This is a genomic window from Vreelandella hamiltonii, assembly GCF_014651795.1.
In the GTDB taxonomy this organism is placed as follows: domain Bacteria; phylum Pseudomonadota; class Gammaproteobacteria; order Pseudomonadales; family Halomonadaceae; genus Vreelandella; species Vreelandella hamiltonii.
In genome coordinates, this window is sequence record NZ_BMXO01000016.1 from 82,042 (window position 1) to 98,349 (window position 16,308).

General features: G+C 60.1%; 15 protein-coding genes and 1 pseudogene. 8 read left to right on the forward strand and 8 right to left on the reverse strand.

Going from position 1 to position 16,308, the window contains the following annotated elements; translation table 11 throughout:
* Positions 1–27: 27 nt before the first annotated feature.
* Genes IE061_RS14975 through gloB form a run of 6 tightly spaced genes read right to left on the reverse strand, consistent with a single transcriptional unit; the run spans position 28 to position 7,747 of the window.
* On the reverse strand, positions 28–1,620 hold the full coding sequence (locus IE061_RS14975; protein WP_230478481.1) for an ABC transporter ATP-binding protein: 1,593 nt from the start codon (positions 1,618–1,620) through the stop codon (positions 28–30).
* Positions 1,613–2,686 carry an ABC transporter permease gene (locus tag IE061_RS14980; protein ID WP_193461954.1) on the reverse strand — a complete coding sequence of 358 codons (1,074 nt, stop codon included), beginning with the start codon at positions 2,684–2,686 and terminating at the stop codon, positions 1,613–1,615. Before IE061_RS14980 ends, IE061_RS14975 begins: the two co-directional genes overlap by 8 nt.
* A 1-nt stretch (position 2,687) precedes the next feature.
* A complete protein-coding gene (locus IE061_RS14985) occupies positions 2,688–3,761 on the reverse strand; it encodes a microcin C ABC transporter permease YejB (RefSeq protein ID WP_039178423.1) in 1,074 nt (357 codons plus the stop codon).
* Positions 3,762–3,807: 46 nt separating this feature from the next.
* Entirely contained in the window at positions 3,808–5,673 is a 1,866-nt protein-coding gene (locus IE061_RS14990; RefSeq protein WP_193461955.1) for an extracellular solute-binding protein, read from the reverse strand.
* 53 nt (positions 5,674–5,726) lie between these two features.
* The gene (locus IE061_RS14995) at positions 5,727–6,950 is read right to left on the reverse strand and encodes a transglycosylase SLT domain-containing protein (protein WP_039177854.1); all 1,224 of its coding nucleotides are present in this window, start codon (positions 6,948–6,950) and stop codon (positions 5,727–5,729) included.
* Between the two features lie 29 nt (positions 6,951–6,979).
* The gene (gene gloB, locus IE061_RS15000; RefSeq protein ID WP_144984824.1) at positions 6,980–7,747 is read right to left on the reverse strand and encodes a hydroxyacylglutathione hydrolase; all 768 of its coding nucleotides are present in this window, start codon (positions 7,745–7,747) and stop codon (positions 6,980–6,982) included.
* Positions 7,748–7,857: 110 nt separating this feature from the next.
* On the opposite strand from gloB, the gene IE061_RS15005 reads away from it, so the two are divergent.
* From IE061_RS15005 to nudC, 4 genes are read left to right on the forward strand one after another with little or no spacing between them, the layout of a single operon-like run.
* Entirely contained in the window at positions 7,858–8,646 is a 789-nt protein-coding gene (locus tag IE061_RS15005) for a class I SAM-dependent methyltransferase (protein WP_144984827.1), read from the forward strand.
* Positions 8,639–9,121 (forward strand): ribonuclease HI, encoded by a 483-nt coding sequence (rnhA, locus tag IE061_RS15010; protein ID WP_039177860.1) that lies wholly within the window; start codon positions 8,639–8,641, stop codon positions 9,119–9,121. Before IE061_RS15005 ends, rnhA begins: the two co-directional genes overlap by 8 nt.
* A complete protein-coding gene (gene dnaQ / locus IE061_RS15015; RefSeq protein WP_144984830.1) occupies positions 9,109–9,858 on the forward strand; it encodes a DNA polymerase III subunit epsilon in 750 nt (249 codons plus the stop codon). The genes rnhA and dnaQ overlap by 13 nt, the downstream gene beginning before the upstream one ends.
* Entirely contained in the window at positions 9,851–10,624 is a 774-nt protein-coding gene (gene nudC / locus IE061_RS15020; RefSeq protein ID WP_144984834.1) for an NAD(+) diphosphatase, read from the forward strand. Before dnaQ ends, nudC begins: the two co-directional genes overlap by 8 nt.
* A gap of 4 nt (positions 10,625–10,628) precedes the next feature.
* Here nudC and IE061_RS15025 read toward each other — a convergent pair whose 3' ends face one another.
* A complete protein-coding gene (locus tag IE061_RS15025) occupies positions 10,629–10,940 on the reverse strand; it encodes an SCP2 sterol-binding domain-containing protein (protein ID WP_144984837.1) in 312 nt (103 codons plus the stop codon).
* Between the two features lie 162 nt (positions 10,941–11,102).
* Between IE061_RS15025 and sohB the strand changes: the two genes are divergently transcribed.
* The gene (gene sohB, locus IE061_RS15030) at positions 11,103–12,149 is read left to right on the forward strand and encodes a protease SohB (RefSeq protein ID WP_144984840.1); all 1,047 of its coding nucleotides are present in this window, start codon (positions 11,103–11,105) and stop codon (positions 12,147–12,149) included.
* A 10-nt stretch (positions 12,150–12,159) separates the two neighbouring features.
* On the opposite strand, the gene IE061_RS15035 is transcribed toward sohB, so the two are convergent.
* On the reverse strand, positions 12,160–12,480 hold the full coding sequence (locus IE061_RS15035; protein WP_039177873.1) for an ArsR/SmtB family transcription factor: 321 nt from the start codon (positions 12,478–12,480) through the stop codon (positions 12,160–12,162).
* A gap of 255 nt (positions 12,481–12,735) precedes the next feature.
* Between IE061_RS15035 and IE061_RS15040 the strand changes: the two are divergent.
* The 3 genes and pseudogenes from IE061_RS15040 to IE061_RS15050 form a co-directional block, all read left to right on the forward strand.
* Positions 12,736–14,673, forward strand: a pseudogene (locus IE061_RS15040) (propionyl-CoA synthetase); the annotation flags it as partial.
* 138 nt (positions 14,674–14,811) lie between these two features.
* Positions 14,812–15,480 carry a 7-cyano-7-deazaguanine/7-aminomethyl-7-deazaguanine transporter gene (locus tag IE061_RS15045; RefSeq protein ID WP_016913879.1) on the forward strand — a complete coding sequence of 223 codons (669 nt, stop codon included), beginning with the start codon at positions 14,812–14,814 and terminating at the stop codon, positions 15,478–15,480.
* A gap of 16 nt (positions 15,481–15,496) precedes the next feature.
* Positions 15,497–16,303: an alpha/beta fold hydrolase gene (locus IE061_RS15050; RefSeq protein WP_039177879.1), complete on the forward strand. Its 807-nt coding sequence runs from the start codon at positions 15,497–15,499 to the stop codon at positions 16,301–16,303.
* Positions 16,304–16,308: the final 5 nt, after the last annotated feature.

Genomic DNA, 16,308 nt, shown 5'->3' on the forward strand with positions numbered 1-16,308 from the left:
CCCTTCGTGATCTGACTCTCAGTCAGATCATGAAAGGTGGGCCGCACTCAAAAGCGCTTGGGTATACGGGTGGCGAGGGTTGGCCAGCACGTCAAGACAATCCCCCTGTTCGACCACCTCGCCATCTTTCAACACCATGATGCGGTGTGCCATGGCGCGGACGACGGCCAGGTCGTGGCTGATGAACAGATAGCTGAGCTGCCGCCTGGCCTGCAGTTCCCGCAGTAGCGTGACCAGCTGCTTTTGCACGGTGCGGTCCAGGGCAGAGGTGGGCTCGTCGAGGACCAGCAGCTCGGGCTCCAGGATGATGGCCCGGGCCACGGCAATACGCTGGCGTTGGCCGCCTGAAAACTCGTGAGGGTAGCGGTCGGCACAGCTTTCGGGCAGGCCGACTTCCTTCAGGGTCTGGCGGACGCGCTCGCGGACCTCGCTGTCGCTCAGGCGCGGAAAGTGAAAGCGCAACCCTTCGCTGACGATGTCGAACACGGGCATGCGTGGAGAAAGCGCGCCGTAGGGGTCCTGAAACACCATCTGCAGCCGATGGCGCTGGCGACGCAGAGCGTCTCCCGTCAGCTCGCTCAGCCGTGCATCGCCCAGGCTGACATCTCCCTCACTGGGCACTAGCCGCATGATGGCCGAGGCCAGCGTGGTCTTGCCCGACCCGGATTCGCCCACGATGCCCAGGGTTTCACCGGGCGCTATGTGCAGATCGGTGGTTTTCAGCGCTTCGAAAGCCGGGGGCTGGCGCTGGAACAGCCGCGTCTTGGGTCGTTTGAAGCTGACGCGCAGCTGGCGGGCGCTCAGCAGGGCAGCATTGCTGAGCGGCGCTGCAGGTCGGCCCTCCGGCTCGGCGGCGATGAGTGCTCGGGTGTAGTCGCTTTGCGGGTTGGCGAAGACCTGTGCGACGGGCCCGGTTTCTTCTACCTTGCCGCGATACATCACGCAGACACGATCGGCATGACGCCGCACCAGGTTGAGGTCGTGGCTGATCAGCAGCAGCCCCATGCCGTGGTGATCGCGTAGCTCCTTGAGCAATGCCAGAATTTCCTGCTGTACCGTGACGTCCAGCGCCGTGGTGGGTTCGTCGGCAATCAACAGTGCGGGGTTGTTGGCGATGGCCATGGCGATCATGACGCGCTGGCGCTGGCCTCCCGAGAGCTGGTGAGGCCAGGCGTCCAGCAGCTCGTCTGGGCGGGGCAGTTTGACCTGCTCCAGCAGAGTACGCGCCCGCTGCCTGGCCGCTTGTCCGCTCAACCCTTGATGCAAGCGCAGGGTTTCCCCTATCTGCTTGCCAATGCGATGCAGCGGGTTGAGCGATGTCATCGGCTCCTGAAAAATGAACCCGACGCGGTTGCCCCGCAGCGTGTTCCAGTCGCGCTCACGCAGCTGGCTCACGTCACGGCCTTCCAGCAGGCGCTGGCCAACGACCTGGGCATTGCTGGGCAGCAAGCCAATGGCGCCCAGCGCGGAGACCGACTTGCCCGAGCCGGACTCTCCGACGATGGCCAGGGTTTCCCCCGCATTCAGCGACAGCGACAGTTTGTCGACCACCACCTGGCCATCGAACGCCACGCTGAAGTCGTTCAGGTGCAGCAGAGGGGCAGAGCTAAGTTCAGACATGGGCGGCTTCCCGGGCAGCATTGGCGCCTTGCTTGACGTGGCGAGGGTCGAAGGCATCCCGCAGGCCCTCACCGATGAATACCAGCAGTGACAGCATGATGGCCAGCGTCATGAAGGCCGTGATGCCGAGCCAGGGCGCATGCAGGTTGTTCTTGCCCTGTGCCGCCAGTTCACCCAGCGAGGGGGCGCCAGGGGGCAAGCCGAAGCCCAGAAAGTCGAGTGCCGTCAAGGTGCCGATGGCGCCGGTAAAGATGAACGGAATGAATGTAAGCGTTGCCACCATGGCGTTGGGCAGGACATGGCGCCACATGATGAGTCGGGAAGGAAGCCCCATGGCCTTGGCAGCCCGCACGTACTCCAGGTTACGGGCGCGCAGGAATTCGGCGCGCACGATATCCACCAGACCTAGCCAGGAAAACAGCAGCATGATGCCCAGTAGCCACCAGAAACCCGGCTGCACGAAGCTGGCCAGAATGATCAGCAGGAACAGCACCGGCAGCCCGGACCATATTTCCGTGAAACGCTGGCCGATGAGATCCACCTTGCCGCCGAAATAGCCCTGCAGGCCACCGGCAATGACTCCGATGACCAGCGAGCCTGCGGTCAACACCAGCGCGAAAGCCACCGAGAGGCGAAAGCCGTAAATCACCCGGGCCATGACATCGCGCCCTTGATCATCGGTGCCCAGCCAGTGGCGCCCATCGGGTGGGGCCGGGGAAGGACGGCTCATCTGCATATCGAGGGTTTGATACGAAAAGGGGATGATGGGCCATAGCGCCCAGCCATGGTCGCTGATCTGCTGTTGGATGAACGGATCGAGATAGTCGGTTCGGGTGGGCAAAAAGCCGCCGAACTCGGTTTCCGGATAGTCGACCAGCAAGGGAACGTACCACTGCCCTTCGAACTGCATCACGATGGGTTTGTCGTTGGCGATCAGCTCCGCGAACAGGCTGATGATGAACAGTACGCCAAACAGCCACAGCGAGATGCGTGCCCGCCGGTTGGCCTTGAACGCCGCCCAGCGCCGCCGGGTAATCGGGGAAAGGCGGGAGGAGATGGCGTGCATATCAGGACTCCCTGGAGGCGAAATCGATACGTGGGTCGACCCACACGTAGGTCAGGTCGGAAATCAGCTTGAGCACCAGCCCGATGACGGTATACAGGAACAGGGTGCCGAAGATGACCGGGTAGTCGCGTTGCATGACCGCCTCGAAACCCAGTAGCCCCAGGCCATCCAGCGAGAAAATCACTTCGATGAGTAGCGCACCGGTAAAGAAAATGCCGATCATCGCCGACGGTAGTCCGGCAATGATGATCAGCATGGCATTACGAAACACGTGACCATACAGGATACGCTGCTCGTCGGCGCCCTTGGCGCGCGCCGTCAACACATACTGCTTGTGGATTTCATCCAGGAAGCTGTTCTTGGTCAGCATGGTGAGCGTGGCGAAACTGCCGATGGCGGCGGCCAGTACCGGTAGCGTGATATGCCAGAAATAGTCCTTGATTTTGCCCCAGGTGGAGAGGTCGGCAAAATCGGGGGAAGTGAGGCCTCTCAGCGGGAACCAGTCCAGATACGAGCCCCCCGCAAACAGCACGATCAGCAGGATGGCGAACAGAAAGCCCGGGATGGCGTAGCCGACGATGACGAGCCCTGAGCTCCACACGTCGAATCGAGACCCGTGACGCAGCGCCTTGCGAATGCCTAGCGGAATCGAAATCAGGTAGACCAGCAGGGTGGTCCACAGGCCCAGCGAGATGGAAACCGGCAAGCGCTCGATCATCAGCTCGATCACCGGGCGGTCGCGAAAGAAGCTGGTGCCAAAATCGAAGGTCAGATAGTCCAGCATCATGCCGATAAAGCGCTCATGGGCGGGTTTGTCGAACCCGAACTGCTGCTCCAGCTGTTCGATGAAGCGTGGGTCGATACCGCGCGCGCCACGGGAGTCATCGCTTACCTGGATATCGGCACCGCCCATGTCCAGGCGCGTGCTGGCCATGGCGTCGGCTCCTTCGAAACGGGCCAGCATCTGGTCGATAGGCCCTCCCGGCGCTGCCTGAACGATCACGAAGTTCAGCAGCATGATGCCGAGCAGTGTCGGAATCATCAGTAGCAATCGACGAAGTGTGTAGCGTGCCAAGGTGCACCCCATGAAATGAGAGTTGAGCGGTTGTCTTGTTCTGCGTTCAGCGGCGGTTGCGACGCTCCAGCGCAGCTTCGCGCTCACTGTCGACCCACCAGGCATCCAGGTCCATGGCGTAGGCGGGTGCCGGGTCGGGATAACCAAACTTGTCCCACACGGCAATCCGGGTTTCCCCCGAGTGGTAGTGGGGAATCACATAAAAGCCCCAGCGCAGCACACGGTCCAGCGCGTGGGTAATGGTATCGAGGGTTGCTCGATCCTCGGCGCGAATCAGCTGTTCCACCAGCGAGTCCACGGCCGGATGCGCCAGAGCCATACGGTTACGACTCTGCGGTGACTCGGCGGCCGCGCTGGTCCAATAATCGCGCTGCTCGTTGCCGGGGTTGTTGGATTGGGGGAAGTGGCTGATGACCATGTCGTAATCGTAGCTGCGCACGCGGTTCAGGTACTGGTTGATATCGACGATGCGCATGGAGGTCTGGATACCCAGGCGCGCCATGTTACGCAGCATGGGCTGGACCACGCGCTCCATGCCGGAGTCGTACATCAATACTTCCAGACTTAGCGGGCGCCCCGTCTGCTCGTTGACCAACACGCCATCCTCCACCACATACCCTGCGTCTTCCAGCAGCGTCAGCGCACGCCTGAGTCGCTCGCGTAGCTCGACAGGCTGCTCGATGGGCAGCGGGTCGGTAAACAGCCGCTCGGATCGATGCGATGCCAGCAGCTCGTCACGGAAGGGCTCCAGCAGCGCCAGCTCTTCTTCGGTAGGCAGGCCGACGGCTTCCATCTCGGAGTTTTGAAAGAAGCTCTCGGTACGATAATACGTGCCGTAAAAAATATTGGTGTTCAGCCACGGAAAATCGAAGGTGAGGCTCAGCGCCTCGCGTACCCGTGGGTCCTGGAATTTCTCGCGCCGCAGGTTGAACACGAAGGCCTGCATCATCGAGGGATTGACATCGGGAACGGTAATCCGTTTGACCTGCCCCTGGCGATAGGCCGGAAAGTCGTAGCCAATCGCCCAGGTGGCGGCGCGGGCATCGATACGAAAATCGGTCAAGCCCGCCTTGAAAGCCTCCCAGGCGATATCACGATCCCGATAGTACTCGTAGGTGATGCGGTCGATGTTATAGCGCCCGACATTGACGGGAAGGTCCTTGCCCCAGTAATTGTCGTCGCGCTGGTAGACGATGCGACGGCCAGGGTCGACCTCGCTGATGCGGTAGGGGCCAGACCCCGGATGGGCCGCCAGGGTGGGGGCGGTAAAGTCGCGCGGTTCCCAGTAATGGCGCGGCAAGATCGGCAGCTGCGCGACGATCAAAGGCAGTTCTCGGGACTGGGTGTCATTGAACTCGAAACGCACCTGATGCTCATTGATGGCCGTGACCCGTTCGACCCCCGCGTAGTAGCTGGCGTAGAAAGGGTTGCCCTGTTCGCGCAGCAGGTCAAAGGTGAACACCACATCGTAAGCGGTGACCGGCTCACCATCCTGAAAGCGTGCCTGCTCGTGCAGGTCGAACTCGATCCACTCGCGCTCAGGGTCCAGGCGCACGCCACGGGCCAGCAGGCCATACAGGCTGAACGGCTCGTTGGGGTTGCTGGCCATCAGCGTGTCGTAAATTTGTGAAATGCCGGTGGCCGGAGTACCGCGAATGATGAAAGGGTTGGTGGAGTCGAAACTGCCACCCACGGCGGTATGGGTGATGGAGCCGCCCTTGGGAGCCTGCGGGTTGACGTGGGGGAAGTAGGCAAAGTCTTCGGGCAGCTCAGGGCTATCGTAAAGCGATAGCCCGTGCACCGTGGGGACGGGAACACCACTCTCACCTAGCGGTGAAGCCCATAGAGTGGCACTCAGCAATAGGCCACTGACCAGTAGGACTGCTTTTGACAACAACTCACCGCGTGGCATTGGTAACGTCCTGTAGTGGCAAAACCGGAGGTGATCACGGGGGGCTGGTCGCGCTAGCCATCCGATAACGAGAGCAACTGACCGGGCTGCAGGGCTTCTGGGCGATCCAGCCCATTCCACCTGATTAAATCTTGCTGATCAAGATTATAGCGCGCGGCAATTGTGGAAAGATTGTCACCGCGTTCAACGCGGTGTACGGAAGGGGAGTTTGCCGCCGCGTAGCTGCCGCTTGTCTGCGATAGCTGCGCCAGCACCTGGGTGTCCACTTCCTCGGGTACCAACAGTGTTTGAGCGCTGTTGGGGTCGATGCTGCCATTCAGCAGGCCCGGGTTCAGCTCGGCCAGGGCCGACTGGCTGACATCCAGCAAGCGAGAGGCTTGTGCCAGGCTGACGGGCTGCTCCAGCTGTACTTTGGCGAAGGCCGGTTCCGCGTGAATGTCAGGCAAACTGACGCCGTAACGTTCAGGATTGTCGATGATGGTGGCAATGGCTTTCAATTTGGGAACGTACTGCATGGTCTCGTTGGGTAGCGCCAAATCCCAGTAGTGGCCCGCCATGCCCTGATTCTGAGCCTGCTGGCGAGCACGATTGACTGTGCCAGCGCCGGCATTGTAAGCCGCCAGGGAGAGCATGATGTCGCCTTCGTACCACTCGTCGGCCTGCATTTCCAGGTAGTTGAGCGCTGCATCCGTGGAGGTCACCACGTCCAGGCGGCCATCGTACTGACCGTTGCGAACCAGGCCCAGTGCATCACCGGTGCCGGGCATGAACTGCCATAATCCGGCGGCACCCATATGGCTGCGGGCGCTGGGGTCGAAAGAGCTTTCGACAAAGGGGATCAGGGCAATTTCACCGGGCAGGCCTCGCTCGGATACCTGTTGGGCAATCCAGGCAAGCCAAGGCGTGGCACGCTCGGTGATCGAAGCGATATTCTGGGGGCTGGCGCTGTAGAATTGAATCCACTCGTCTACCCGTGCCTGGGCATCGGCGGGCAGGTGCTTCTCCTGCCACTGAAAACTCGAGCGCAGGATGCTCCAGGCGTCCTGGGGTTGCAGTTCGAGAGCTTCCCAGAAGTGGTGCTGAAACGCAGTGGGTCGGGCCGTCAAGGCATCCTCGGCATCACCTAGCGCAGAGGAGTCGGTATTGCTGGTGTGGGAGCCCCATTGGGGATCCGTGGCAGAGGCTTGAGTATTCGCAGCGGCGGCCAAAAAAAGGCCCATAATAACCGTACTGCCGGCGCTCAATAGCAAGCGCTGGCGAAGCGTTCGATAAGTCATAGTGTGTTCGTTTCTATTCGATAGCGTTCTTAAAAACGGTTCTTCCACTCACGCAGAGTGGTGAACGTAGCGAGTTCGTCGTCATTTGCCCCTTGCATGCCTGCGGCTTGGCGCACACTTTCGGTACCGACACGCAGGTAGGGGTTGATCGTCAGCTCGCGTCCTATCGTGCTGGGTAAGGTGGGCCTGCCTAGCGCCCGGGCCTTTTCGCACTCCTGTTGTGCGCGTGTTACAGCATCGTTTTCAGGATCCGCAGCACGTGCAAAGCTCAGATTTGCCTGAGTATATTCATGCGCTGCAAAGACCAGTGTTTCCTGGGGGAGTTCCGCAAGACGACGCAATGAAGTCAGCATCTGCTCTGGTGTGCCTTCGAAAAGGCGGCCACAGCCGGCATGAAACAACGTGTCGCCACAGAAAAGAAGGGCGGGGATACCTGGCGTAAAGTAGCTGATATGATCGAGCGTATGGCCTGGGGTTTCCATCACTTCGAAGGCGCGGCCCAGTACTCTTACCTGCTCGCCCTCGCCGACGCGCTGGTCGATACCCTGAATATCCGGGTTGTGCGGGCCAATCACCATGGGCGAGTAGCGCGCTTTCAGTGCCGCCAGCCCGCCGGTGTGGTCATGATGGTGATGGGTGATCAGGATCGTATCGAGGGTCAGGGATTCCCGCTCGAGGAAATCGATCACGGGAGGCGCTTCACCGGGGTCCACCACGCAGACGCCTTGACTGTTATCCTGTCTTATCAGCCAAATATAGTTGTCGCTTAAGGCGGGTATCGGTGTCACGCTCATCATGGGCGAGATCCCTCGGAGTTTGTCAGACCTGCTTGAAAAATTTGCCGTGCGCTGCGTAGCGTGGCAGCGCGCCCCTCAAAAGCCCAATACTGTGGAGGCAAGTGCCGTTCATGTCAAATTCGCCCAATGCACCGCGCCTTGCCCACTCGCTTGCAGAGGCGCGAGCCTACTGGCAGACAGACGCTGGGCGCGCTTTGTGGGATGCGCAGCGTGCTTGCCTTGGGCCCGTGGTGGAAGGCAGAAAAGGTGGGCACAGCCTGGAGATGGGCATGGCCCCGCCATTGATGACCATGTCCGGCATTGCTCATCAAGTGGTCTGGGCGCCCAGCAGAGAGGCCGCCCAGAGTGAATCCACCCTGATTTGCCCCCCGGAACAGCTGGCACTCCCGGACCGCTGTCTGGACGTCATGGTGATTCATCATTGGCTCGAATATTTGCCGGATGCGCACCACACGCTCCAGGAAGCCGCGCGGGTCACGGCAGACAACGGCGTGCTGGTGCTGTTTGGCTTCAATCCAGTGGGCCTCAACGGGCTCAGTCGCCGGTGGCGCAAGGCCGAGTATCCTTGGCAAGGTCAGTGGCGCACGTTGAACCGCTTGCGGGACTGGCTCGCGTTTGTCGATTTCGAGGTGGAGCGCGTAGACTACTGCTGTTTTCGTGGCCCCATGAGCACCACTTGTCGCGAACGCTGGGAGCGGCTTGGCCGACGCCACAACATGCCGCTGGGTGAGAGTTACATGATTCAGGCGCAGCGTCGGCAGCGTCATGCTCCCATTCAACGCGTCAAGTTTGGTTTGCGTACGCCGGTTTCATCATCGATCGGTGCCACACGCACCAGCGCAGCCGCCCGGCTACCCGCTGGAAAACGTTGTATAGAAAAGGATAGTGAGCGTGAGTAACCAAGCAGCCAATGGGCTGCCCCGTGTCACGGTGTATACCGATGGGGCGTGTCGTGGCAATCCTGGCCCCGGCGGATGGGGAGTGCTGCTGGTCAGCGGTACCCATGAGAAGACCTTGAAAGGCTTCGAAGCGAACACCACCAATAATCGTATGGAATTGATGGCGGCCATCATGGCGCTGCGCACGCTCAACAAGCCCTGTGATGTGGCGTTGTGGACCGATTCGCAGTACGTTCGCCAAGGCATTACCCAGTGGATTCACAACTGGATGAAACGTGGCTGGAAAACCGCCTCCAAGCAGCCGGTGAAAAATGCCGAGCTCTGGAAATCCCTGCATGAAGAGACCCAGCGCCATCGTGTCGAATGGCACTGGGTCAAAGGGCATAGTGGCCACCCCGGTAACGAGCGCGCCGACGCCTTGGCCAACGAGGCCATTGATGAGCACCAGAGGAGCAAGACCCCATGCGCCAAGTAATTCTGGATACCGAAACGACTGGTATCGACCCCAAGGATGGCCACCGTCTGGTAGAGATTGGCGCCGTCGAAATGGTCAATCGGCGGTTTACCGGGCGCACGTATCACCAATACATCAACCCTGAGCGTCATATCGATGCCGAGGTGGTGGCCGTCCACGGCATCGATGATGCCAAAGTAGCCAACGAGCCGGTATTTGCTCAGATTGCCGACGCGTTCTGGGCCTTCATCGATGGGGCCGAGCTGGTCATTCACAACGCGCCGTTCGACGTGGGCTTCATCGACCACGAACTGAACATGCTCAACAAGCGGCGCAAGTCGCCGATACTGGGGCCGGTCAGGGAGCACTGCCGTATCCTGGACACGCTGGTCATGGCCCGCGAAATGCACCCTGGCCAACGCAACAATCTGGACGCGCTCTGCAAACGGTACGACATCGATAACGGCCACCGAGTGCTTCACGGGGCCTTGCTGGATGCGGAAATTCTGGCCGATGTCTACCTGGCGATGACCGGTGGGCAAACGGCGTTGACCCTGGATGCCGAGAGTGGCAATGACCAGCGCGAAGAGCGCCAGGCCAACGAAGGGCTGTCGGTTCAGCGGCTGTCGTTGGCGCCAGGTCAGCTACGAGTGATTCGCCCCAGCGCAGAAGAGCAGGCCGCTCATCAGGCAAAGTGTCAGGCGCATCAACTGCGTTGGCTGTCGGCAAGCGGCGAGAGTGGTACGGCCGATGCTTAGGCGTGAAATCCCGCACCATGCGCGTGAAGGCCGAGTGATTCGCGTCGCGCGCAGTCACATTGCGCCGGCACCGCTGGTGGGTGAGCTATCCCCGCTTCAGCCCCATCAACCCTGGGACGAGCACATGCAGCCCTTGTGCTACTGGCATGATGAGCCCGTGGCCTTGCAGCTGGAGAGTGAGCCTGGGGATGCCTGGATAGAAGGGCGCCAGTGGTTGGCAGAGCTGCCAGCTTCTTGGTTTAGCCTGCTGGCCACGGCATTGCAGGTAGGCGCCTGGCTGGAAAACCACCGTTTTTGTAGCCGCTGCGGTGAGCGGGCATCCAAGCTGGAAGCCGAGTTCGCCATGCACTGCTATGCGTGCGGGCATCGCAACTACCCGCGAATTTCACCCTGTATCATCACGCTGGTGACCCGGGGTGAAGCCATGCTGCTGGCGCGCAGCCCGCGTTTTCCGCCCGGCCGCTACTCTACCCTGGCGGGGTTCATCGAGCCGGGGGAGTCGGCAGAAGAGGCCGTGCATCGGGAAGTGTTCGAAGAGGTAGGCGTGCACGTGGACCAACTGCGCTACCACCACAGTCAGGCCTGGCCTTTCCCGCATTCGCTTATGCTGGGCTATTTCGCCGAGGCCACGACCCAGCGAATCACCATCGATGGGGTCGAAATCAGCGATGCCGCCTGGTTTTCGCCGCGGCAGCTGCCTGCGCTGCCGCCGCCGTACTCTATTTCACGGGATTTGATCGAGACGCATCTGGCCCGTTGGCGCTGATGGCTTACTTGGCCGGGAACAGGCTGGTCAGCTTGGTGGCCAGCATGACGTTGCCGGTCGCCTTGAGCTTGCCGGTCATGAACGCGGTCATGCCGTTGATGTCGCCACTCATGATGCCCTTGAGGGTATCGGTGCTCAGGCTCAAGCTCACAGACGGGTCGTCGTGCTCGCCTTCATGCACCCCCAAGCTACCGTCCTGAACCGAAAGATAGTGGCTGCCAGCATCGGAAAAATGAAACTGGAAGACTTCGTTCATGCCTTTGGCTGCGTCGGGATTAAAACGAGATTGCAGTTTTTCAAGCGTATTGGATGACATAAGGTATGCTCACGTAACGAGTTGGTGCGGATTGACGTTATCTCACGAGAGTATTTCAAACAGTTGTTTTAATCAAGCCTCGTTGACACTTCCTCACAATCTGCGGATAAAGCCTGTACATTAATACTTTCCAGCGTTTAAAAATACCTGAGGAGACGAATCATGGCGGAATGGTTGGTGGAAATGGGCACCTTCCTGCTGCAAACCACGCTGGTATTGGCAGCAGCGGCAGCGTTGCTGATGCTGGTGATGCGTAGCAAGGAGTCCCCGTCATCGGGGCTGAAGTTGCAGGTGGAATCACTGAACGATCAGCGTCGAGCCCGTGGCCGACGGCTGCGAGTCAGTACCACCGAGCAGGGCGCCCGCAAGAAACTGATCAAGGCCTTTCGTCAGGAAGAGAAAGCGCGGCAAAAGGCGGCCAAGCAGGGTAAGAATCCCTCTGATTCTGTTCAAAAAGTGTGGGTGCTGGATTTCCATGGCGATATCAAGGCCTCCCAGGCTGAAACCTTTGCCCAGGAAGTGTCGGCGGTGATCGAGGTGGCCACTGCCAGTGACGAAGTGGTGGTGCGCCTGGAGTCAGCCGGTGGGTTGGTGCACGCCTATGGCCTGGCGTCGGCCCAATTGGACAGACTGCGAGAAGCAGGGCTCACCACCACGGTGTGTATCGATAAGGTCGCGGCCAGCGGTGGCTACATGATGGCGTGTACCGCTCACCACATCAAAGCGGCCCCGTTTGCGGTCATTGGCTCCATCGGCGTCGTGGCCCAGGTGCCCAATATTCATCGTTTGCTCAAACGCAACGATATCGATGTGGAGTTGCTCACTGCCGGCAAGTACAAGCGTACTTTGACGATATTGGGAGAAAACACCCAGGAAGGGCGTGAGAAGTTCATTGATGACTTGGAGAATACCCATCGCCTGTTCAAATCTTTCGTTGCCAGCCACCGTCCCGAGATGGACATCGAACAGCTGGCCACGGGAGAAATCTGGTACGGCAGCGAAGCGCTGGAAAACAAACTGGTGGACAGCGTAGGCACCAGCGAAGCCTACCTGGTCGAGCGCATGGCCGATGCGCAGGTATACCGGGTGAAGCTGGAGCCGCCGAAAACCATGGGGCGCAGGTTTGGCCTTGCAGTGTCGGCGGGTATCGAAAATGCGCTGGTGAAAGCGTTGGGGGTGATCGAATCAGCCGGTTGGCTGCGTCGTTGACCTGAAAAAATCAGGCCGCATAGTGTTGGGCCAGGGTGCTGATGATCGCCCTGGCACTGTCACTGTTGAGCGAGTAATAGATGGTTTGTGATTCGCGGCGCGTCTCGACCAGTTTGTCGCGCCGTAGAATGGCCAAATGCTGGGAGAGCGCGGACTGGCTCAACGCCAGCTGTTGATTGATCTGCGTGACAGACAGTTCCGTTTCTGCCAGCAAGCAAAGGATTTGCAAACGTTTTTCATTGGCCAGGGCCTTGAGCAATTGAGTGCCTGCCTCAATGGCGAGTCCATTGTGTTCCAGAAGGCGTGCAGCGGCGCTAGTAGAAGCAGACATGAAACTCTCCTTGCCTACACTGTGGTGACAGCGTTGTTATTGATTATGTAGCCATCGTCGCGTCGCGAGGATTTGGTTGTTGAATGATCATTAATTTAGCGCTTTTTGTCCAAAACCACGTTTAACGTTCTATCAATGATAAGTGCTGATTTTTTGTCGACAATTGGTGTTTTTTGCTTTTGCTTTGGTCGAATTTAAGCCGATAGTATGAGGGTGAAAGCATGCTTTGCTTTGTAGAGTGTCAACAATCAAGCTCACAACAATGACAAGGCCACCATGAATCGTTATCACTCCGTTTACCGCCAGTCGGTGGAACAGCCAGAAGCGTTCTGGGCCGAGCAGGCTCGCAAGCTGCCCTGGTTCACCCCTCCCAGCACCATCCTCAGTTACGACGAGCAGCAGCACGCCCGCTGGTTCGGCGATGGTGTGCTCAATATCTGTCACGCCGCCATCGACGTGCACGTAGAGCAGGGCCGCGGCGAACAGGCGGCCATTTTCTGGGACTCGCCGGTCACCCGCTGCAAACAGACGCTCACTTACCGTCAGCTGCGTGACCGAGTCGCCAAGGTAGCCGGTGGCTTGGCACAGCTGGGCGTCACCCAAGGTGACCGGGTGATCATCTACATGCCCATGGTGCCCGAGGCGCTGATTGCCATGTACGCCTGTGCCCGCCTGGGCGCGGTGCACTCCGTGGTCTTTGGCGGCTTTGCCCCCCACGAGCTGGCAGTACGCATCGAAGATGCCGAGCCCAAGGTGGTGATTGCGGCTTCTTGCGGGGTCGAGGTCGATAAGGTGCTGCCTTACAAGCCCATCGTGGAGCGTGCCATCGAGCTGAGCAGCTTCAAACCACAGGCGTGCGTGGTGTTCCAACGCGATGCCCACCGGGCCGAGCTGCAGCCGGAGGATCACGATTGGGCGACGCTCGAAGCCAGCGCCCAGGCCGCCGACTGTGTGCCCGTCAAGGCGACCGACCCGCTGTATATCCTGTACACCTCAGGTACCACGGGCAAGCCCAAGGGCGTGGTGCGCGATACGGGTGGTTACGCCGTGGCGTTGCACTACTCCATGGAGGCCATTTACGACCTGGCGCCGGGCGACGTGATGTTCACGGCTTCTGATGTGGGGTGGGTCGTCGGGCACTCCTATATCGTCTATGCGCCGCTGCTGCGTGGCTGCACCACGGTGGTGTACGAAGGCAAGCCCGTGCGCACGCCGGATGCCGGGGCGTTCTGGCGGCTGATCGAGGAGTATGGCGTCAAGAGCTTCTTTACGGCGCCTACGGCGTTCCGGGCCATCAAGAAAGAGGACCCGGACGCCAAGCGACTCTCGCAATACGATATCAGCAGCCTGAAACATCTGTATGTGGCGGGGGAGCGGCTAGATCCCCCCACGTTCCATTGGCTGGATGACCTGCTGGACGTGCCGGTGATCGATCACTGGTGGCAAACCGAAACCGGCTGGCCAATTGCCGCCAACTTGCCCGGCATCGAAACCGTGCCCACCAAGGCCGGTTCGGCCACATATCCCGTGCCCGGCTTCGACGTACGCATTCTGGATCGCGACGGTGAGCAGGCCGAGTCCATGCAGCAGGGCAGCGTGGTGATCAAGCAGCCGTTGCCTCCAGGTTGCCTGATCGGCGTATGGCGGGACCCGCAGCGTTTCCACAGCGCCTACATGGCAGCTTTCCCAGGTTTTTACCTCACCGGAGATGGCGGCTATTTCGATGAGGAGGGCTACCTGTTCATCATGGGGCGCACCGATGACGTGATCAATGTGGCGGGGCATCGCCTCTCCACCGGTGAAATGGAGGAAGTGGTGGGTGCCCACCCGGCGGTGGCCGAATGCGCGGTGATTGGCATTCATGACGAGTTGAAAGGGCAGCTCCCGATAGGACTGGTCATCCCCAAGGATGGCTTCCAGGGCGACGAAGCGACGCTGGAAGCCGAGCTGATCGAGCGAGTGCGTGAACATATCGGCCCGATTGCCTGCTTCAAGCAGGTGCTGGTGGTCAATCGGCTACCGAAAACCCGTTCGGGCAAGATATTGCGCAAGCTGCTGCGCAATATCGCCGATGGCAAGTCCTACGGTATTCCATCGACCATCGATGACCCCACCAGTCTCGATGACGTGCATGAAGCCATGTGCCAGCGTCAGATCGGTGCCGCTGAGCAAGCGAAGCCGCAGCAGGACTGAAACCAGGTTGGCCGCCCGGATAGCCTGGGCGGCTTTCATTACCAGCGAGAAGGCGTATAATGCGCGCCCCAGTAGCGTCATTACGCTGTTCACGAGGGTTCCCTAACCCCTCTTGCCACCAAAAAAAGGTCTCGCTCCATGTTTGCGCTCACCGATCTTCAGCATCGCCGTTGCCTGACGGTAATGGTCCTTTTCCATATTGCCATCATTGCCGCCAGCAACTATCTGGTGCAGCTTCCCTTTACGCTGTTCGGCTTTCACACCACCTGGGGAGCCTTCAGCTTTCCGTTCATCTTTCTGGCCACCGACCTGACCGTGCGCCTGTTTGGTAAAGGGCCTGCACGCACTATCGTATTACGGGTCATGTTTCCCGCGCTGCTGGTATCCTATGTGGTGTCGGTAGTGTTTCCCCGTGGCAGTTTCGCGGGCCTGGAAGCGCTGGGCGAGTGGAACCTGTTCGTGGCGCGGATTGCCCTGGCCAGCTTCCTGGCCTACGTGCTGGGCCAATTGCTGGATGTGCAGGTCTTTGACCGGTTGCGCCAATGGGCCTGGTGGGTAGCGCCGGTCTGCTCCACCATCCTGGGTAACCTGGCGGATACCTTTGCCTTTTTTGCGACCGCCTTTTACAACAGCCCCGATCCGTTCATGGCCGCCCATTGGGTGGAAATTGCCACGGTGGATTACGTCATCAAACTGGCGATCAGCCTGTTGTTCTTCCTGCCGCTGTACGGCTTATTGCTGGCGTGGCTGACGCGCAGGCTGGTGGTATGGACCGGCCAGACAGACGCCGAACCACGCACCGCTTAATCATCAAGGAGCCCCCATGACCGAACAGGCCACTGTCGACCTGCACGTGATCGATCTGCCCGCCGAGGTGGAAGCACCTGAGCAAGCGCCGCTGATCGTCATTCATGGATTGTTGGGAAGTGCCGACAACTGGCGCTCGCATCTCAAGGTGTGGCAGCGCAAGCGCCGGGTGGTGGCGGTGGATCTGCGCAATCATGGCCGCTCGCCCCATGCCGAAGGCATGCGCTACACCGCCATGAGCGATGACGTGCTGGCCGTGATGGACAAGCTCTCCATCGAGGATGCGCATATTCTTGGCCACTCCATGGGCGGAAAAGTGGCCATGACGCTGGCTCGGCAAGCCCCCGAGCGCTGCCTGTCGCTGATGGTGGCTGACATCGCTCCGGTGGCCTACCAGCATGGTCATGACGATGTGTTCGCGGCGCTGAATCGCGTCAGAGACGCCAAGCCTGCCAACCGCCGAGAAGCCGATGCGCTATTGGCGGAGCATGTCAGCGAGCGGCCCACGCGCCTGTTCCTGGCCACCAACCTGGTACGAGACGAGCAGGGGGGGATGAGCATTCGCGTGGGTCTGGACGAAATTCAGCGTGGCTATGAGCACATCATCGGTGAGCCGGAAGGAGAGGCTGCCTACGAGGGGCCAACGCTGGTGCTGCGTGGGGCCAACTCTCACTACGTGACGGATGAGATGCTGCCCAGGCTACGCGAAGTGCTGCCACGGGCCCGCCTGGTGACGCTGAAGAATGCTGGGCATTGGCTGCATGCCGACCAGCCCGAAGCGTTTCAGCAGGGGGTCGACGCTTTTATTGCGGCGCACTCCTGACGCTG